The organism is Comamonadaceae bacterium OTU4NAUVB1 (assembly GCA_024372625.1).
Classification (GTDB): Bacteria; Pseudomonadota; Gammaproteobacteria; order Burkholderiales; family Burkholderiaceae_C; genus Variovorax.
Genome location: CP099605.1, coordinates 182,226 through 201,679 on the forward strand (window position 1 = coordinate 182,226; position 19,454 = coordinate 201,679).

General features: G+C 69.9%; 17 protein-coding genes. 11 read left to right on the forward strand and 6 right to left on the reverse strand.

Translation table 11 applies throughout. The annotated features are described in order from the left end of the window. Positions 1-41 precede the first annotated feature (41 nt). Complete coding sequence (locus NF681_04295; GenBank protein ID UST54438.1) at positions 42-899, reverse strand: ferritin-like domain-containing protein; 858 nt, start codon at positions 897-899, stop codon at positions 42-44. Positions 900-1,299: 400 nt separating this feature from the next. On the opposite strand from NF681_04295, the gene yajC reads away from it, so the two are divergent. From yajC to NF681_04315, 4 genes are all read left to right on the forward strand, one after another. Further along, positions 1,300-1,632 carry a preprotein translocase subunit YajC gene (yajC, locus tag NF681_04300; protein UST54439.1) on the forward strand — a complete coding sequence of 111 codons (333 nt, stop codon included), beginning with the start codon at positions 1,300-1,302 and terminating at the stop codon, positions 1,630-1,632. 51 nt (positions 1,633-1,683) lie between these two features. Beyond that, the gene (gene secD, locus NF681_04305) at positions 1,684-3,567 is read left to right on the forward strand and encodes a protein translocase subunit SecD (protein UST54440.1); all 1,884 of its coding nucleotides are present in this window, start codon (positions 1,684-1,686) and stop codon (positions 3,565-3,567) included. 36 nt (positions 3,568-3,603) lie between these two features. Further along, a complete protein-coding gene (gene secF, locus NF681_04310) occupies positions 3,604-4,557 on the forward strand; it encodes a protein translocase subunit SecF (GenBank protein ID UST54441.1) in 954 nt (317 codons plus the stop codon). A 119-nt stretch (positions 4,558-4,676) separates the two neighbouring features. Beyond that, entirely contained in the window at positions 4,677-7,034 is a 2,358-nt protein-coding gene (locus NF681_04315; protein ID UST54442.1) for a DUF1631 domain-containing protein, read from the forward strand. Positions 7,035-7,080: 46 nt separating this feature from the next. On the opposite strand, the gene NF681_04320 is transcribed toward NF681_04315, so the two are convergent. The 3 genes from NF681_04320 to NF681_04330 form a co-directional block, all read right to left on the reverse strand. After that, a complete protein-coding gene (locus NF681_04320; GenBank protein ID UST54443.1) occupies positions 7,081-7,599 on the reverse strand; it encodes a DUF494 domain-containing protein in 519 nt (172 codons plus the stop codon). A 64-nt stretch (positions 7,600-7,663) separates the two neighbouring features. After that, positions 7,664-8,836 (reverse strand): DNA-processing protein DprA, encoded by a 1,173-nt coding sequence (gene dprA / locus NF681_04325; GenBank protein ID UST54444.1) that lies wholly within the window; start codon positions 8,834-8,836, stop codon positions 7,664-7,666. Positions 8,837-8,861: 25 nt separating this feature from the next. Further along, a complete protein-coding gene (locus NF681_04330; protein UST55860.1) occupies positions 8,862-10,067 on the reverse strand; it encodes a LysM peptidoglycan-binding domain-containing protein in 1,206 nt (401 codons plus the stop codon). 200 nt (positions 10,068-10,267) lie between these two features. On the opposite strand from NF681_04330, the gene def reads away from it, so the two are divergent. From def to NF681_04365, 7 genes are all read left to right on the forward strand, one after another. Continuing rightward, a complete protein-coding gene (def, locus tag NF681_04335) occupies positions 10,268-10,801 on the forward strand; it encodes a peptide deformylase (protein UST54445.1) in 534 nt (177 codons plus the stop codon). Next, positions 10,798-11,331, forward strand: a complete 534-nt coding sequence (locus NF681_04340; GenBank protein UST54446.1) for a hypothetical protein — start codon at positions 10,798-10,800, stop codon at positions 11,329-11,331. The genes def and NF681_04340 overlap by 4 nt, the downstream gene beginning before the upstream one ends. Before the next feature lie 10 nt (positions 11,332-11,341). After that, positions 11,342-12,331, forward strand: coding sequence for a methionyl-tRNA formyltransferase (fmt, locus tag NF681_04345; protein UST54447.1), 990 nt, complete (start codon positions 11,342-11,344; stop codon positions 12,329-12,331). Continuing rightward, positions 12,331-13,068 (forward strand): AzlC family ABC transporter permease, encoded by a 738-nt coding sequence (locus NF681_04350; protein ID UST54448.1) that lies wholly within the window; start codon positions 12,331-12,333, stop codon positions 13,066-13,068. The genes fmt and NF681_04350 overlap by 1 nt, the downstream gene beginning before the upstream one ends. Next, a complete protein-coding gene (locus NF681_04355) occupies positions 13,065-13,415 on the forward strand; it encodes an AzlD domain-containing protein (GenBank protein ID UST54449.1) in 351 nt (116 codons plus the stop codon). The genes NF681_04350 and NF681_04355 overlap by 4 nt, the downstream gene beginning before the upstream one ends. Before the next feature lie 210 nt (positions 13,416-13,625). Then, positions 13,626-16,070: a DUF6351 family protein gene (locus NF681_04360; protein ID UST54450.1), complete on the forward strand. Its 2,445-nt coding sequence runs from the start codon at positions 13,626-13,628 to the stop codon at positions 16,068-16,070. Positions 16,071-16,276: 206 nt separating this feature from the next. Beyond that, complete coding sequence (locus NF681_04365) at positions 16,277-17,470, forward strand: phosphoglycerate kinase (GenBank protein UST54451.1); 1,194 nt, start codon at positions 16,277-16,279, stop codon at positions 17,468-17,470. Between the two features lie 16 nt (positions 17,471-17,486). On the opposite strand, the gene NF681_04370 is transcribed toward NF681_04365, so the two are convergent. Both NF681_04370 and NF681_04375 read right to left on the reverse strand, forming a co-directional pair. Further along, a complete protein-coding gene (locus NF681_04370) occupies positions 17,487-18,179 on the reverse strand; it encodes a hypothetical protein (protein UST54452.1) in 693 nt (230 codons plus the stop codon). An 85-nt stretch (positions 18,180-18,264) separates the two neighbouring features. Next, on the reverse strand, positions 18,265-19,368 hold the full coding sequence (locus tag NF681_04375) for a fatty acid desaturase (protein ID UST54453.1): 1,104 nt from the start codon (positions 19,366-19,368) through the stop codon (positions 18,265-18,267). Positions 19,369-19,454 lie beyond the last annotated feature (86 nt).

The window sequence follows — 19,454 nt, forward strand, 5'->3', positions numbered from 1 at the left end:
GTGGACCGCGTGCCCGGTGGCGTGTCGGGCGACGCAGCGGTTCAGGCGCCCTGGTATTCCGGCTTCGGCCCGAGCGAGGACGCGAGTTCCTTGCGATAGCGGTTGAGTTCCTGCACGGTCTTGAAGCTGCGGTTCATCAGCAGGCTGAGGTTGTGCAGGATGCGCTCGCCGACCTTCTGTTCCCAGACGGCGTCAAACTTGATCTGGTGGTCCAGCCAATGCTCCAGCCAGTCCGGGTCGGGCATGCGGCTCTGGATGGTGTCGTTCGGGAAGTGCGCCTTGCTCACGTGCAGGTTGGTCGGGTGCAGGGCCTGCGCCGTGCGCCGGGCGCTTGCCATCAGCACGCCGACCTTCGTGAACGCGCCGCGCGCCTCGTCGCCGAACTTCTCCAGCGCGCGCTTCATGTAGCGCAGGTAGGCGCCGCCGTGGCGCGCCTCGTCCTGGCTGAGCGTGGTGTAGATGTGCTTGATGACCGGCTCGGTGTGCCACTCGGCGGCGCGCCGATACCAGTGGTTCAGACGGATCTCGCCGCAGAAGTGCAGCATCAATGTCTCCAGCGGCGGCGCCGGATCGAAGTCGAAGCGGATGTCGTGCAATTCCTGCTCGGTGGGCGCGTGCTGCGGGGCGAAGCGCTTGAGGTACTCCATCAGCACCAGGGAATGCTTCTGTTCCTCGAAGAACCAGATCGACATGAAGGCGGAGAAATCGCTGTCATGGCGGTTGTCGCGAAGGAACATCTCGGTGGCCGGAAGGGCGGCCCACTCGGTGATGGCGTTCATCTTGATGGTCTGGGCCTGTTCGTCGGAAAGCTTGTCGCCTTCGAACTTGTCCCAGGGAATGTCGCGGTCCATGTCCCAGCGGACGGATTCGAGTTGTCTGAAGAGTTCCGGATAGAGCATGGTGATCCTTCGTGCGCTGACGGAAAGAAAGAAGATACGCGCGCTGTCGCGCGCGGGAACAAGGCCGGGTCGCAGAAGTTAACAGGCAATTCGGACGATTCTGCGACGAAACCGACCGATTCCACACAGGACAATCCCGCTCGTCTGTGGCCTGCGACGACGAAAGGTCGTCAGCCTGGATCGCCCCGGTGGGCTGACGACGCTTTCCGAGCCAATGCCCGGACGACGGGGCCGGGCTCCACGACCGGGCGGGTCGCAAGCGCCGCCCTACAATGGCATTCGACGCGAGCGACCCCTGCCGCGCCGGCTGGTCGCGAGGCGCGGTGCTCCGTCGCCGACCGCGACCACGACGCGGACGCTTCGATCCGCCCCCCACCTTTTTCTTCTGCTGGAGACTCCCTTGTTCATTTCCTCTGCCTTCGCCCAGGCCGCGCCCGCTGCTTCCACCGGCGGCGATCTGATGTCCTCGCTCGGGAGCATGCTGCCCCTGGTGCTGATGTTCGTGGTGCTCTACTTCGTCATGATCCGCCCGCAGATGAAGCGTCAGAAGGAAGCCCGCGCCATGATCGAGGCGCTGGCCAAGGGCGACGAGGTGGCGACCGCCGGTGGCCTGCTCGGCCGCATCACGTCGCTGGGCGACCAGTACCTGGGTCTGGAGATCGCCAACGGCGTCGAGATCCGGGTGCAGCGCACCGCCGTGGTCCAGGTCCTGCCCAAGGGCGCGATCAAGTAAGCCGCGCCCGGCTCCTTTCCCACGCGGCACTGCCGCAACACCGATGCGATCATGAACCGTTACCCGGTCTGGAAATACGCGATCCTCGTGGTCGTGCTGCTGGTGGGGCTCGTCTATGCCCTGCCCAATTTCTTCGGCGAGGCGCCTGCCGTCCAGGTCTCCGCGGCCAAGTCGGTCACCAAGATCGACGTCGCCACCCAGGCGCGCGTGGAGGGCCTGCTCAAGGCCGGTGGCCTCGTGCCCGACCTGCTGACGCTCGACGCGAACTCGGTGCGTGCCCGCTTCGCCACGCCGGACGAACAGCTCAAGGCGCGCGACGTGCTCCAGCGCGGCCTGGTGCCCGACGCGAACGATCCCGCCTACGTGGTCGCACTCAACCTCGTGCCGCGCTCGCCCGCCTGGCTGAGCGCGCTGCACGCCTTTCCGATGTACCTGGGCCTCGACCTGCGCGGCGGCGTCGACTTCCTGCTGCAGGTCGACATGAAGGGTGCCATCGACAAGAAGGCCGAGTCCTTCGCGAGCGACCTGCGCACGGCGCTGCGCGACAAGAACATCCGGGGCAGCGCCGTCAGCCGCAATGGCCAGACGGTCGAGGTGCGCCTGCGCGATGCCGCGAGCGCCGAAGCCGCTAGGCGGCTGATCCAGGACCAGTTTCCCGATCTCGTCGTCGCCGACACCCAGGACGGGGCCAGCTGGCTCCTCGCGGCCACCATCAAGCCCGAGGCGGCGCGCCGGCTGCAGGACGGCGCTCTCAAGCAGAACATCACGACGCTGCACAACCGCATCAACGAGCTCGGCGTGGCCGAGCCGGTGATCCAGCAACAGGGCCTCGACCGCATCGTGGTCCAGCTGCCGGGCGTGCAGGACACGGCCAAGGCCAAGGACATCCTGGGGCGCACGGCGACGCTGGAGATGCGCCTGGTCGACGAGAGCGCCGAGGGCCGGGCCGCCGAGACCGGTGCGGGGCCGGTCCCCTTCGGCTCGGAGAAGTTCCTCGACCGCCAGGGCCGCCCCGTGATCGTCAAGAAGCAGGTGCTGGTCACCGGCGAGAGCCTGACCGACGCGCAGCCGGGTTTCGACTCGCAGACCCAGCAGCCCAAGGTCGACCTGACGATGGACGCCAAGGGCGGCCGCATCATGCGCGATGTCAGCCGCGAGAACTTCAGGAAGCGCATGGCCATGCTGATCTTCGAGAAGGGCAAGGGCGAAGTGCTCACGGCGCCGTCGATCAACGGCGAACTGGGCAACCGTTTCCAGATCTCCGGCTCGATGAACGTCGTCGAGGCCAACGACCTCGCGCTGCTGCTGCGCGCCGGCTCGCTCGCCGCGCCCATGGAAATCATCCAGGAGCGCACCATCGGTCCGAGCCTGGGTGCCGACAACATCAGCAAGGGCTTCCACAGCGTGGCCTACGGCTTCCTGGCGATCATGGTCTTCATGTGCGCCTACTACGCCCTGTTCGGCGTGTTCTCCTCGATCGCGCTGGCCGTCAACCTGATGCTGCTGGTGGCCATCCTGTCGATGCTGCAGGCCACGCTCACGCTGCCCGGCATCGCGGCCATGGCGCTGGCCATCGGCGTGGCGATCGACTCCAACGTGCTCATCAACGAGCGCGTGCGCGAGGAGCTGCGCAACGGCGCCTCGCCGCAGGCGGCCATCCACGCCGGCTACGAGCGCGCCTGGGGCACCATCCTCGACTCCAACGTGACCACGCTGATCGCGGGCATCGCGCTGCTGGCCTTCGGCTCCGGCCCGGTGCGCGGCTTCGCGGTGGTGCACTGCATCGGCATCGTGACCTCGATGTTCTCGGCGGTGTTCTTCTCGCGTGGCCTGGTGAACCTCTGGTATGGCGGCAAGAAGAAGCTCAAGAGCGTGTCGATCGGCACGGTCTGGCGTCCCAAGGCCGACGGCGCCGCCGTGGCCGAGGCCCACTGACCCCACGCCCGATCAAGGACCCGTCCCAGGACCGTCATGGAATTCTTCCGCATCCACCGCACCATCCCGTTCATGCGCCATGCCCTGGTGCTGAACATCGTCTCGTTCGCCACCTTCGCGCTGGCCGTGTTCTTCCTGTTCCATCGCGGGCTGCACCTCTCGGTGGAGTTCACGGGCGGCACGGTGATGGAGGTCGCCTACCAGCAGTCGGTCGACGTCGGCCAGGTGCGCGAGACCATCGGCAAGCTCGGCTACCAGGAAGTCCAGGTGCAGAACTACGGCACCTCGCGCGACGTGCAGATCCGCCTGCCCGTGCAGAAGGGCCAGACCTCGGCCCAGCAGAGCACCCAGGTCATGGAAGCGCTCAAGGCGGCCGACGCGTCGGCCACGTTGCGCGGCACCGAGTTCGTCGGCCCGCAGGTGGGCGAGGAACTCACCACCAACGGCCTGAAGGCGCTGGGCATGGTGGTGGTGGGCATCATGATCTACCTGGCGTTCCGCTTCGAGTGGAAGTTCGCCGTCGCCACCGTGCTGGCCAACCTGCACGACGTGGTCATCATCCTGGGCTTCTTCGCCTTCTTCCAATGGGAGTTCTCGCTCGCGGTCTTGGCCGCGGTGCTGGCGGTCCTGGGCTATTCGGTCAACGAGTCGGTGGTGATCTTCGACCGGGTGCGCGAGAACTTCCGGCGCTTTCGCAAGCTCTCGACCCCGGAGGTGATCGACAGCGCTATCACCTCCACCATCAGCCGCACGATCATCACGCACGGCTCCACGCAGCTGGTGGTGCTGTCGATGTTCTTCTTCGGTGGTCCGACGCTGCACTATTTCGCGCTGGCCCTCACCATCGGCATCTGCTTCGGCATCTATTCGTCGTGCTTCGTCGCGGCGGCGATCGCGATGTGGCTGGGCATCAAGCGCGAGGACCTGATCAAGGTCGCCGCCAAGCGTGAAGGCGATCCGGACGATCCAAACGCGGGTGCCACCGTCTGAGCATGCCGGCACCGCTCCGTGCGTTTGTCCACCATCCGAAGGCATCGTCCTCTTGTGTGGCGACGTGTCCCCGGGCAAGCTGACGCGCTGGAAACCCGACGCCAGACAACCCCGACACCATGAGCACCGATCGGCCCTCCGTTCCCCCCCGGCAGATCGCCCGCGAAGCCCGCGAGCGCTTCGTCCAGGCGACCGAGGCGCTGGTGCTGCCCGTGACACGGGCCCTCCACGAGCGACTGATCACGCTCACGGGCGAACCGGGCACGGCGCGTGACCTGCAGGATCGTCGCGACGACTTCCTCGCCTTCCAGGCGCTGGGCGATCAATGGGCCGACACCACCCGGGCCGCCTGGCGCAAGGCGCTCGCCTCGAGCGGTCCCGCGGCGGCCTCGAACTCGCTCCTCAGGCTCGAACTCATCGGCGACGACGTCGTGGAGACCCAGATCCTGTCCTCGCGGCTCGCCCAGGCGATCCAGGGCAAGGCGAATTTCGATTTCAGCGACCTGCGCCTGCGCATCCAGCACCTCGAAGGCACCTCCGAACTCGACGGCCGGGACGTGCTGCGGCCCGAGACCCTCGCCAAGGTGTGGGTCGAGCAATGGCTGGCCACCGGCCTGAGCCGCGCACTGTGGACGAAGCTCCAGGACGTCGTGCAGCGCGAGGTCCTGGAGCCGGTCGCCAATGCCTACCGCGACGTCAACGTCTTCCTGGTCGACCACGGCGTGATGCCCGAGATCGACCTCAAGAGCTTCGTGCGTCGCCCGGCCGGCAGCGCCTCGGGCCTCATGCCGCTGCCTTCGGGCAACGCGCGCTCGGGAGGCGAGCCCGCGCGTGCGCCGGCCGCCGGTCGATTCGACGGCGCATCTCCCATGTCGTCCGCGGCCGCCGACGGCATGTCTGCCATGGCGGCGGGCCAGGATCGCTTCGCCTACCCGGGCGGCCCGTCGCCGCTGACCTCGGCCCGCCAGCGTGCCCAGGGCGTCCTGCAGAATCTCAAGCGCTTCGTCGCCGCCCGCATCGGCAACGAAGGAGGGGGCCTGGGCGCACCAGGGTCCGCTTCGGGCGTCGATCATGGCGGACCGGGCAGCATCAGTGCGCGTGCCTTCGCGGCCGCCATCGCCGAAGCCGGGGTCGCCTACCAGGCTTCGGCGTCGAACTATGCCGTGGGCAACGATGCGCTCGCGCTTCAGCAGAGTGCGGCGGAATTGCGCCGACGCACCAGCGAACTCAAGCGCCGCGCCCCCACCACGGCCGACAAGGCGACGGTCGAGGTCGTCGCGCTGATGTTCCAGGCCATCCTCTCGGAAGAGCGGATCCCGTTTTCCGCGCGCGTGTGGTTCGCCCGCCTGCAGATGCCGGTGCTGCGCGTGGCCATCGCCGAGCCCGAATTCTTCGGCACCATCCAGCATCCGGCGCGCATGCTCATCGACCGCATGGGTTCGGTCGTGATGGGCTTCGACGCCGCTGCCATTTCCGGCAGCGCCCTCGAAGGCGAGATCCGTCGGGTGGTGCAGGTGATCGAGCAATACCCCGAGACCGGGCAGCGCGTCTTCAAGCTGGTGTTCGACGAGTTCGTGGTCTTCCTCAACAAGTACCTGACGCAGAGCGACGCCACCCAGCGCGTGATGAGCGTGGCGCAGCAGGTCGAGCAGAAGGAGACGATGGCGATCCAGTACACCATCGAGTTGCGCAAGATGCTCAACGACATGCCCGTGCGCGAGGAGATCCGCGAATTCCTCTTCAAGGTCTGGGCGGAGGTGCTGGCCATCGCCGCCCTGAAGTACGGTGCGCAGGACGTCCAGACCGTGACGCTCAAGCGCGCCGCCTCCGAGCTCGTCTGGGCCGCCAGTGCGAAGCCCAGCCGTCCCGATCGCGCGCGTGTGATCCAGGACCTGCCGCGCCTGCTGCAGCAGTTGCGCGCCGGCATGACGCTGCTGGGCGTGGTCGGCGAGCCGCAGGAGACGCACATCAAGTCCATCGGCGCGACGCTGACCGATGCGTTCATGTCCAAGACCGAGGCGATCCCGGCCGCGCAGATCGAGGCGCTCGCCAAGCGACTGGCGCACCTGGAGGATTTCGTGAGCGACGAGGGCACCGGCGAACTGTCGCTGGACGCGGCCAGCATCGAACTGCTGCTGGGCGTCGACGCCGCCACCATCGAGGTCGCGCCCGACACCAGCGTCAAGGCCACCGAGGACATGCTGCAGTGGGCGCGCGAACTGCAGGTCGGCCATTGGTTCATGCTCGACCACAACGGGCGCGCCAGCCAGGTCCAGTTCGTCTGGCGCAGCGAGCGTGGCCAGTTGCACCTGTTTGCCTCGGCCGACGGCCGCAGCTTCCTCATCCAGACCGGCCGGCTCGGCTCCTACCTGCAGACCGGCCTGCTGGTACCGGCCGAGGACGAGACACTGACCGTGCGCGCGACGCGCGAGGCGCTGGCCAAGCTGGACGCGCATCCCGAGAGCCTGCTGAACTGACCGGACCGGCGAGCCGCGCGGCCGGCCAACGCAAGCGTCGCGTCAGTCAGTGCGCGGTGCGTGCCGAGCGGTCGCTGCGCAATTCGTCGAGCACCAGGGCGTCCGGCTCGAGGCCGCTGCTCCAGTGCACCATCAGCAGGATGATCTTGAAATCGTCCAGTGAAACCGGACAGGAGGGCGCCGCCATCGCACGCTCGACGACGATCTCGCGCAGCCCGCCGGGCAGCACGCCCGCGGATTCCATGAAATGCAGGAAACCCATGCAGTCGGCGCCCAGCATGTCCTGCTCGACGCCCGAATAGACACGCATGGCGCCGGGCGATGCCGGCCGCACGTCGTCCCGTCCCCGGGGCGAGTCGACGACCGCCGTGGCGACGTCGGTGGGATGGGGCATGAGCGGGAGGCCCTGGGTCGCCTGGCTCAATTCGTCGAGCCAGCGCAGCGCGACGGTGATCTCGTCGGCATCGAAGCCCTGTGCGCTGAGCTTGCGCCCGAGCTGCTCGGATTGGGGACAGACGTCGCCACGCCAGTAGTTTTCGTAGACAAACGCGAGCACTTCGAACATGGCGGTCAATATAGCCCACGCCGCGATCGCGCCCTGCGCAAGCGCGCCGAACCGGCGCTGGCGCTCAGGCGGAGGCGCGACGCTGGAACAGGCCGCCGGGCAGGCGCGCCACGAGGCCGTCGAGTTCGAGTTCGAGCAATTGCGCCTGCAGCTGCGCCACGCTCTGGCCGCTGCGCGCGCAGAGGGCATCGAGTCCGACGGCGTCGAAACCGAGTTGCCTCAGCAGCGCCGACGCGCGTGGCGACGCGCTGTCCTCGTCGGTGACGGCAGCGGCATGCGGCGCCTGCGGTGAGGAGGATGCCGTGTCGTCGTCGAGCCGCAGCTCTTCCAGCACGTCCTGCACCGACTCGACCAGCTTCGCGCCCTGGCGGATCAGTGCGTGACAGCCGCGCGATTGCGGCGCGTGGATCGAACCCGGGATGGCGAAGACCTCGCGACCCTGCTCGGCCGCCAGCCGCGCGGTGATGAGCGAACCCGACTGCAGGGCAGCCTCGACCACCAGCGTGCCGCGCGAGAGCCCCGCGATGATCCGGTTGCGCTTGGGGAAGTTTTGGTTGAGCGGGGGCGTTCCGAGCGGGAACTCGCTCACGATCAGTCCGTGCCGGACGATGCGATGGGCCAGTTCGCGATGGCGCGCCGGATAGACGCGGTCGAGTCCGGTCCCCACCACGGCCACCGTCGCCAGTCGGCCGGACGGCGCCGCGGCTTCGGCCGCAGCGTCGAGCGCCCCTTGATGCGCGGCGCCGTCCACGCCCAGCGCCAGTCCCGAGACCACCGTGATGCCATGCGCGACGAACGCCCTGGCGAAGGCGCGGGCGTTGTCCTCCCCCTGGGCCGTGGGGTTCCGGCTGCCGACCATCGCCACGCTGCGGCCGAGCTGCGTCAGGTCGAACCGGGCCGGGCCTGTCAGGTAGAGCATCAGCGGCGGGTCGGCCATCTCCAGCAGTTCGGCGGGATAGCCGGGGTCGCCGAGCGTGACGACGCGGTGCACGGCACCGTCGGCGCCGTCGTGAGCCAGCCACTGGCACGTGCGCTCGAGGTGCGCCGACAGCGCCTCGGGAATCCGGCCCAGCGCGGCGCACTGGGCGGATGTCGCGACCTCCCGCAGGATCGAGGCCGGCTGCGACAGCACGTCACGCGGCAGACCGAAGGCGGCCATCAGCCGGCGCGCCGTGAGGTCGCCGACGCCGGGCGTCAGTACGAGGCGCAGCCAGTCGGCGAGTTCGTCGCGTCCCATCGTCGGTCGAAGCCCGCGCGCGGATTCAGGGATTGGCCAGCAGATCGCCCACGCGCGGCGTGTCGGTGACTTCGAGCACCAGCGCGTACGACACGCGCTCGAACGGCCGGAACACCATGAGCAGTCCGATGCGTTCGCTGGGCAGCTTGAGCAACTCCTTGCCGTCGGCCGTGCGGTCGAGGACGGTGTCGCCGTTCTTCAGGATCGCCAGCACGTGGCCGCTCTCGATGCCGTCGCGCAGCCCCTTGCTGATCGCCACCACCTGGTTCTGGGCGGCGAACTGCACGGCGTTGCCGTAGACCGAGACGATCCGGGCATCGATCGGCATGGCCGGCGCGTGCGGCGTGTAGCTCACGAGCTGGCGCGGCGGCTCGGGCAGCAGGCGGTCGCCGGCGCGGATCTCCTCGCGGGCCGCCACGATGTCGATCGTCGCCGGAACGACGCGGGCGATGTCCTTGTCGCCCTCGCGCACCGGCACGGTGGATTCGCTGCGCTGGAGCCGCGCCCGGCCCAGGTAGTGCGCCTCGTAGCCGAGGATCTCGCCGCTGACCGGGTCCGCGAGCGGCGTCGCGTTGCGGAAGACGCGGTAGGTCCTGAGGGGGCCGGGGGCATCGAGCAACGGCGCACCGGGCTCGCCGCGCGCGTAGGCGCGGTCGCCCCGGGCGAGCAGCACGCGGTTGTCGTTGCCCGCCACGACGCGCGGCGCGCGCGTCAGCGTGTCAGCGTCCACCACGATCGGCTCGCTCAGGAACGGCTCGATCAGGCTGGGCTTGAGCGTGGGCAGCGCCAGGCTCGCGAGCGACTCGACCCGCGTGCGCGGGGTCAGCTTGACGGTGTCGATGTCCCCGCCGGCACCGCCGCGACGTGTGCTCAGGCGGGCCCGGCCGCCGACCCGGTCGAGGTGGAGCACCTGACCCGGGAAGATGCGGTGCGGGTTGGTGATGTCGCCGAGGTTGAGGCCCCAGAGTTCCGGCCAGCGCCAGGGGCCACGCAGGTAGAGCCGCGAGATGGCCCACAGGGTGTCGCCGGGTTGGACGGTGTATTCGTCCGGGGCGCCGGGCACGAGTTCCTCGATCGGCACGCCGTCCTGGGCCGCCTGCTGCGCGATGGCGCGTTGCGTGGGCGTGACGGGGTAGTCCTGCGCGGCGGCCGTCGGGGCCCCGGTCACGGCGGCCAGGGCGAGGAATGCGCCGCCGCACGCGAGGACGCGAGGCCCGGAGGCGCGCGGCATGCGCTGGAAAAGGAAGTCGGAAGAGAGGAATTTTTTCATGGTTCGATCGAACGGCACCCGGACCCGCACCGACCTCGGGATGCTCACAATTTGCAACGAATTCTGCGCGCAAGCCCCTGATAGGGCAACGACTTGGCCGGACAGGGGCGGCAGCGTCACGGGGAATTGGGGAAAATAGCGACACTATCCCCGCAGTTGCCATGGCCAAACGAACCATTCTCAGTTTTCCCGATCCGCGTCTGCACACGGTCGCCAAGCCCGTGCAGGGCGTGGACGCCCGCATCCGCACCCTGGTGGCCGACATGCTGGAGACCATGTACGACGCCAGCGGCATCGGACTGGCGGCGACGCAGGTCGACGTGCACGAACGCCTGGTGGTGATCGACGTCTCCGAGGAGCGCGACCAGCCACTGGTGCTGATCAATCCCGAGATCGTCTGGGCCAGTCCGGAACGGGTGCTCAACGAGGAAGGCTGCCTGTCGGTGCCCGGCATCTACGACGGCGTGGAGCGTTCCACGGCGGTGCGCGTGACCGCGCTCGACCTCCAGGGCGAACCCCGGACGATCGAGGCGGAAGGCCTGCTGGCCATCTGCATCCAGCACGAACTCGATCACCTGCTGGGCAAGGTGTTCGTCGAGTACCTGTCGCCGCTCAAACGCACCCGCATCAAGGGCAAGCTCCTGAAGCAGCAGCGTGAGGACGCGCGCGCCGACTCGCGCGAGGGGCGGCGATGAGCGCGGCGGGCCACTTTCCCGGGCGCCGGGCCGTTCGGCGCGGCGCCGCCGCCCTGGCCATGTGCGCCGCCGCGTTCGGCCTGCTGGCCGGCTGCGCGAGCGATCCGACCCGGCTACCGCCCGGCGCCTCGCGCGCCGACATCCTGCAGCGCCTGGGCGCGCCCACGGCCACCTACCCGCTCGCCAATGGCGGCGAGCGTCTGCAGTATTCGCGCGCGCCGGCCGGCACCGAGGTCAGCAACGTCGACGTCGACGCCGCGGGCCGTGTCGTGTCCAACCGGCAGGAACTCGACGAGCGGCTGTTCGGCGACACCATCCGCGTCGACGGCTGGACCCAGGCTGACGTGCTGCGCACCTACGGCCGGCCGTTCGAGATCCGTCAGGTCGCTTCCTACGCCGGCGTGGTCTGGACGTGGCGCTACCGGGCGGTGAACGACGTGCGCCTGCTGCACATCTACATCGATCCGGCCGGGCGCGTCACGCGCTATCACACGGGCCCCGACCTCACGCGCCAGTGGATGCGCTGGTGAGGGCGCCCGCATGACCGCGCGGCCGCGGATCGCCTTCGCGGGCACGCCGGAATTCGCGCGCGTGGCGCTGGAGGCGCTGCAGGCGGCGGGCTTCGAGATCACGCTGGTGCTGACCCAGCCCGACCGTCCCGCGGGGCGTGGCATGAAGCTGCACGCCTCGCCGGTCAAGCGCTTCGCGCTCGAGCAGGGTTGGGCGGTCGCGCAGCCGCGTGGTCTGCGGCTGGAAGGCAGATATCCCGAAGACGCGCGTGCCGCGCAGGCGGCCATCGCCGAGGCGCGACCCGACGCGATGGTCGTCGCCGCCTACGGGCTCATCCTGCCGCAGTGGGTGCTCGATGTGCCGCGTCGGGGCTGCCTCAACATCCACGCCAGCCTGCTGCCGCGCTGGCGTGGGGCCGCGCCGATCCATCGCGCCATCGAGGCCGGCGATGCCGAGACCGGGGTCACCCTGATGCAGATGGACGCCGGCCTCGACACCGGCGACATGCTCGCACGCGAGGCCATCGCGATCGAGCCCGACGACAGCACCGCGCGCCTGCACGACCGCCTGGCCGCGCTCGGCGCTCGGATGGTGGTCGAGACCGTGCGGCAGGCGATCGACGGCACGCTGCGGCCGGTGCCGCAGCCCGCCGAGGGCGTGACCTACGCGCACAAGATCGAAAAGCACGAGGCGCCGGTCGACTGGCGCCAGGACGCTCCGGCCATCGCGCGCCGCGTCCGCGCCTTCGACCCGTTTCCGGGCGCCACCGGCACGCTCGGGGGCGAAACGGTCAAGTTCTGGCGGGCCCGGGCGCTGAGCGCCGCCACTGGCGACCGCTCCGACCCTGGCGCGGGTCCGGCGCCGGGCACGGTGCTGGCCGTGACGCCCGAGGGCATCGACGTGGCGACCGGCCATGGCGTGCTGCGGCTGACCGAACTCCAGCGCGCGGGCGGCAAGCGACTGTCGGCGTCCGATTTCCTGCGTGGCTTCGGCATCGGGCCCGGCCAGGTCTTCGACTGATGTTCCTCGACCCCGCGGTGCGTCGCGAGCCGGCCTTCGGCGCGGGCTTCCGGCACATGGCGCCGCTGGCCGCGGGCATCGGCGCCTGGGGCCTCATGACCGGCGTGGCGATGGTCAAGTCGGGCATGAGCGTCGTCGAGGCGACGGCCATGACGCTGCTGGTCTACGCCGGCAGCTCGCAACTCGCGGCCATTCCGCTGCTGGTGGCGGGCGCGCCGGCCTGGGTGATCCTGGCGACGGGTTTCTGCGTCAACCTGCGCTTCGTGGTGTTCAGCCTGCACCTGCGGCCCTACCTGATGCACATGCCGCGCTGGCGGCGCATGACCCACGGCTACCTCACGGCGGACCTGAGCTATGCCGTGTTCACCGGCCGCTATCCGACGCCGGCGACGACCGAGGCGGGGCGGCGTGAACAGGAGGCCTTCCTCACCGGCGGCTACTGCGTCACCTGGCTGTCGTGGATGGGTCTGAGCCTGCTGGGCATCGCGCTGGCCAACCTGATTCCGCAGCGCTGGGGACTGGGTTTCGCGGGCGTGCTGAGCCTGGTGGGCATCCTGTGCTCGATGGCGACCACGCGGCTGCGCCTGCTGGCCGCGGCGATCGCCGGGGTCACGGCGGTGGCGGCCTATGCGCTGCCGCTCAAGCTCAACATCGTCACCGGCATCGGCGTGGCGGTGCTGCTGTCGTTCTGGCTGGAGCGGCAGTTCGTGCGCGATCCGCAGGAAGCGGGCGCATGAACGCGGCGGCGGGCGCCCACACCGACGGCTGGACCCTGGGCGTGATCGTCGGCCTGGCCGGCGTCACGGTGCTCACGCGGTGCTTCTTCTTCATCCTCGACCGGCCCTGGGGCCTGCCCGACTGGGCGCACCGGGCGCTGCGCTACGCGCCGGTGGCCGCCCTGGCGGCGGTCGTCATCCCGGAGGTCGTGATGACGCAGGGGCATCTGGTGGCGACCTGGCGCGACGCGCGCCTGTTCGCGGCGGTCGCCGGGGCCGCCTGGTACTTCCGGCGTGGCGGCGTCCTGGGCACGATGCTCGTGGGCATGGCGGTGTACCTGCCGCTGCACCTCGGACTGGGCTGGTAGCTGGGACGGCGGCCCGCCGGCAGCGCCGTTGCGGTCGCGCGGACGTGGCACCTGCGCGACACCGAGTGATGGAAATCCCGGAGGTCGGCCCGTGATCGCGGTTGCAGACTGGCGCCGCCCCGGAAGCGCCATGCATCGGCCTGCCGGGTCCGACGGTTCGACGGTCCCACGAGGACACGTCCCGGTCCATTCCTGCAGGAGACAGTTCCCATGCATTTCCCTGATTCGACGACCTCCGCCGCGCGCGCAGGTCGATGGCTGCCGGCCGCGCTGGCGATGGCGGCGCTCGCCGCCTGTGGCGGCAGCGGCGATGGCGACGGCGACGCCGGGTCCGGCGGCGCGTCCGTGAACAAGCTGGAGATCCGCACGCTGTCCACGCGCGCCGACTGGGTCACCGACGGCGACGCACTGGTCGAACTGGTGCTGCCCGCCGGCGTCGGCGCGAGCGCCCTGGCGGTGGACGTCGACGGCCGCGACGTCACCAGCGCCTTCGCGACGCGCCCCGATGGCCGCACCCTGGGCCTGGTCACGGGCCTGAAGGCGGGTGCCAACGTGCTCAACGCCCGCACCGCCGCGGGCGCGGCCAGCCTGACCCTCACCAACACCGCGCGCAACGCGCCGGTGTTCTCCGGCGCCCAGGTCACGCCCTTCTATTGCGCCACGCCGGTGCCCCAGGGCGTCACCGCCACGGCGCCGGCGAGCAACGGCAGCGGCCTGTCGACGCCGGCGAGCGACGCGCAATGCACGACCGCGAGCGAATTCAAGCTCTACTACCGCACGACCGTGGCGGGCTGCTCGTTCGGCCTGCCCGATCCGAGCCCGACCGTCGGCTACAACGACACCGCGCCGCCCGTCTCGGCGGCGGCGCCGGCCAACCCCTGCTTCAAGCCCTACGCCGCCGGCGCGTCGGCGCCGGCCGACCTGGCCACCACCACCACCGACGCCGGCGTGACCGTGCCCTACGTCGTGCGCGTGGAGCGCGGCGTGATGAACCGCGGCATCTACGACCTGGTCGTGCTGCACGACCCGGCGAAGGCCTGGACGCCGACCGCGCCGCAGCCCCAGTGGAACGGCAAGGTCTACTACCAGTTCGGCTCCAGCACCGGCCAGCCGAGGCGCCAGATCCGCCCGCAGAGCGCCTGGCCGTCGTTCGACGCCCAGCTCGCGCGCGGCTACCTGGTGGCGGCCAACAGCATGACCGACTCGGCCATCAACTCCAACCGGGTCATGATGACCGAGACCGTCGGGCGCATGAAGGAGCGCATCGTCGACGGCTACGGGCCGATCCGCTTCACGATGGGCGCGGGCTGCTCGGGCGGTTCGATCAACTCGCACATGAGCGCCTCCATCTCCCCCGGGCTGCTCGACGGCGTGACCGTCTCCTGCGCCTACCCGGACTCCGAGACCACCGCCATCGAGGTCGGTGACTGCGTGCAGCTGGTGGAGGCCTACCGCAAGCCGGCCTGGCTGCAGCTGATGAGCGGCAACGGCGTCACGCCCACAGCCGAGGCGGCCAAGAAGGCCGCCATCAACGGCCACCCCGACCAGACCGCCTGCCACGGCTGGTACAACGCCTTCGGCAGCAACGCCAAGGCCGGCAACTACGTGCAGAAGCTCGTGGCCTCGCCCGACGGCGTGCTGGTCGCCCCCGGCCCCGTGGTCAACAACTGCCAGATGCCCGCCGGCCTGGTCTACGACCCGGTGACCAACCCCGGCGGCGCGCGCTGCAACGCCTGGGACTGGGCGGTGTCGGTCTTCGGCAAGACCGCCGACGGCATCCGCGCCAACGAGACGCGCGACAACGTCGGCGTGCAGTACGGCCTGAAGGCGCTGCTCTCGGGCGCCATCACGCCCGAGGAGTTCGTCGTCGTCAACGAGATCGCCGGCGGCGCCGATCACGACACCAACCCGCAGGCCGCGCGCACGCAGGCCGACGCGCCGGCGCTGTCGGTGGCCTACCGCGCGGGCATCGTCATGAGCGGGCGCAACCTGGCCAAGACGGCGGTGATCGACATGCGCGGCTGGGACGACTCCGGGCTGATCCTGCAGCCGGGCACGACCGCGCGCAGCACCATCCCGATCCACTACGTGTGGCGCAGCTTCTCGATCCGCGACCGCCTGGTGCGCGAGTACGGCGATGCCAACAGCCACGCGCTGTGGCGTTTCGGCCGCGGCGGGCTGCTCTCGCCGGTGCTGGCGCCGCAGGCGTTCACCACGATGGACCAGTGGCTCACCACGATCAAGGCCGACACCAGCGGCCGCAGCATCGAGGACAAGGTACGCGCCGCGCGGCCGGCCGACGCGCAGAACTTCTGCGTGCTCTCGAGCGACGTGGCGCAGTCCACGCGCATCACCGACGCGGCCGTCTGCGATGCCGATCCGTTCCTGAAGCCGTCGTCGTCGCCGCGCCAGGTGGCCGGTGGCCCGCTGTCGGAACACATCCTGAAGTGCCAGCTGCGGCCGCTCGACGCGGGCGAGTACGGCGGCCGGCTCAACGCGACGCAGCTCGCGCGCCTGCAGGCGGTGTTCCCCGGCGGCGTGTGCGACTGGAGCAAGCCCGGCGTCGGCCAGCAGGCCGCGGTGGGCCCGCTGGAATTCAGCGCCGGCCCGGGCGGCCGCGCGCTGGCGGCGGCACCGGTGTCGATCGCGAAGTGACCTGAGACACCGCGCGGACGCGGGCCCCGGGCCCGCTGCGCGCGGCGTCCGACGTCCGGCACGGGCCGGCGGAGCGATCCGCCGGCCCGTGCCGTTTTTGGGAGTGCTCCGAGAGGCGCTCCTACAATTCCGCGCTGCAGGCGCTCCCGCCTGTGCCCGTCGGCATCGCCGATCAGGCCCACTCCCCCTTCTTCCTCCAGACCGCCATGAACGTCATCCGCTTTTCCGATCTGTGCGCCCAAGGCCGAGTCGCCGGCCAGCGCGTTTTCATCCGCGCCGACCTCAACGTGCCGCAGGACGACACCGGCCGCATCACCGAGGACACCCGCATCCGCGCCTCGGTGCCGTGCATCCGCCAGGCGCTCGACGCCGGCGCCGCCGTCATGGTGACCTCGCACCTGGGCCGTCCGACCGAGGGCGAATTCAAGCCCGCCGACTCGCTCGCGCCGGTCGCCACCCGCCTGGGCGAGCTGCTCGGGCGCGAGGTGCGCCTGGTGGCCGGCTGGGTCGACGGCGTCCAGATCGAACCGGGCGAGGTCGTGCTGCTGGAGAACTGCCGCCTCAACAAGGGCGAGAAGAAGAACGACGAGGCGCTCGCGCGCAAGCTCGCCGCGCTGACCGACATCTACGTGAACGACGCCTTCGGCACCGCGCACCGCGCCGAAGCCACCACCTACGGCATCGCGCAGTACGCGAAGGTCGCCGCCGCCGGCCCGCTGCTGGCCGCCGAGATCGACGCCATCACCCAGGCACTGGCGCAGCCGAAGCGTCCGCTGGTGGCGATCGTCGCCGGCTCCAAGGTCAGCACCAAGCTGACCATCCTCAAGAGCCTGGCCGACAAGGTCGACCAGCTCGTCGTGGGTGGCGGCATCGCCAACACCTTCATGCTGGCCGCCGGCCTGTCGATCGGCAAGTCGCTGGCCGAGCCGGACCTGGTCGACCAGGCCAGGGCGGTGATCGAGGCGATGCGCGCGCGCGGCGCCGACGTGCCGATCCCGGTGGACGTCGTGACCGCCAAGACCTTCTCCGCCACGGCCGAGGCGAGCGTGAAGGCGGCCGACGCGGTCGCCGAGGACGACCTGATCCTGGACATCGGCCCGAAGACCGCCGAGATGCTCGCCACGCAGTTGCGCAAGGCCGGCACCATCGTCTGGAACGGCCCGGTCGGGGTGTTCGAGTTCGACGCGTTCTCCAAGGGAACGGAAGCCATCGCCCGCGCCATCGCCGAGAGTCCGGCGTTCTCGATCGCCGGCGGTGGCGACACGCTGGCCGCGATCGCCAAGTACGGCATCGAGGACAAGGTCGGCTACATCTCGACGGGCGGCGGCGCCTTCCTGGAGATCCTTGAAGGCAAGACGCTCCCGGCGCTGGAGATCCTGGAGCGGCGCGCGGCGGGCTGAGGCCGGCCGGGCGTCGTCAGACGGCGCCGCCAGCCACGCGGTCGCCGCGCAGTTCGTCGAACAGGCGCGCCTGCACCAGGAGCAGGGCGAGGTAGCAGACGGCCTCGGCCAACTCCTCGGCCATCATGCGCAACGCCTCGGTGTCCTGCGCCTCGAAGAACATGCTGCTCTCCGACAGCGTGGCCATCAGGGCCGCGGCAGCGCCCAGCACGAACTCGAACCAGGGAAAGCGGTGCCGCCGCATCAGCGCGACCAGCGGGCGGTCGAGCCGCCAGCGCAGGAAGGCCAGCACCGCCACCGCCACGGCCGCCAGCACGAGCGGCTTGATGGCCATGTGGTACCAGAGCTTGCTGGAGGAGAAGTACGGCCCGTCGGCCTCCATCACGCCATGGGTGAGGAAGGTGGCGCCCCAGCTGGTCTCCCGGCCGGCGCACAGGAGCCAGAACGCCAGGGCGATCAGGCTCAGGCGCAGGGCCGCCGCGCACCCGGGGGCGATCCGCGCGGCGGGTGCACGGCGCAGCTTGCGCCAGGTCCAGGCCGCCCAAGAGAAACCGATCAGCAGGATGGCGATCTGCGCGTCCTCGACCCAGCCGTTTTCCCAACTGGAGCGTTCGGGCAGTCGACGGGCCAGCGGATAGACGGCGATCAGCAGGACCAGCAACCCCCACCGCGCGATGCCGAAGAGGCGGGTGCGGCAGATGGAGGGCATGGAGGCTGGATCGGTCGAGACGCAGGAAGTCATCCTTGCGACGATAGGCAAAGGCGCCGGAGCGCGCCAGCAGCCGGCGTCGTCTTTACATGGCCGACACGAAGCGTGGCGCGCTGGTCGCGCGGCCCTCGAAATCGGTCCAGCACTGGCGCGTGAAGTCGTAGAGCTTGCAGGCGCGCGCGGTGTCGAAGTACCACCGCCAGGAGAACCGCTGGACGATGATCCGCTCGGGCAGCAGATGCTCCAGGGTGCGCTGCGCTTCCTTCAGCTTGTAGAGCGGGATGCTCATGTCGACGTGATGCGCGGTGTGCTCCATGATGTGGTGCAGCAGGGCGCCGAACTGCAGCGGGAAGGTCAGGTGCACGGTGGTCGAGACGAAGGGCTGGGCGCGCTGCCAGGCCGCGCGGTCGTCGTGCCACTGCGCTCTGACGTGCGTGTGGTGGCCGTAGATCACGAAGCCCATCATGTGGAACCAGAACACCACCGGCACGCCGAAGCCCGCCAGCAGCACCCAGCCTACCGGCTGCCCGGCGGCCAGCGCGCCCGCGGCGAGTGCGGCGACCCAGGCGGCGGTGAAGGCGCAGACGAGCAGGCAGTCCTTCCAGAAGATCGGCCGCATGGTGTTGCCCAGCGCCTTCTTGGTCGGAAACATCATCTTCTTCCACCAGATCTCGACCATGTAGTAGGCCCCGGGGCCCCAGCCGCTGCGGTAGAGGCGCTGGAACAGCCGGCCGACGGGCGACAGCGCGCGGTATTCGGCCTGCGTGAGCGGCGCCCAGACGAAGTCCACGCCCTTGAGGTTGGTGAAGCCGTGGTGGACCACGTTGTGCCCCATGTCCCAGAGGCTGTAGGCCGTCAGCGAGGGCAGGAAGGCGATGCGCCCGAGCCACTTGTTGAGCCGGCGGTGCGGCGTCAGGCTCTGGTGGCAGCCGTCGTGGCCGATGATGAAGAGCCGTCCGATGACGAAGCCCGCGAGCAGGCCGGCCAGCAGCTTCAGCCAGACCGACTTCACCAGCACGGTGGCCGTGAGCAGCGCGCCGAACAGCAGGTAGTCGATGGCCAGCAGCACGAAGGCGCGCACGGTGGTGCGCTGGGCCAGGGGAATCAGCCACAACCGGATGACCTTGCGGTGGGGCAGCGGTGCGTCGGGCGGCAGGGGCGAAGGAACGGGTTCGGTGGGGGTCTGCATGAGACGGACAGGAAAGGTGAAGGAAATCGCGGCACGCGAGGCGTCCACGTCGCATTCATCGAGGGACCGGTCGTGACGGGCGGGGA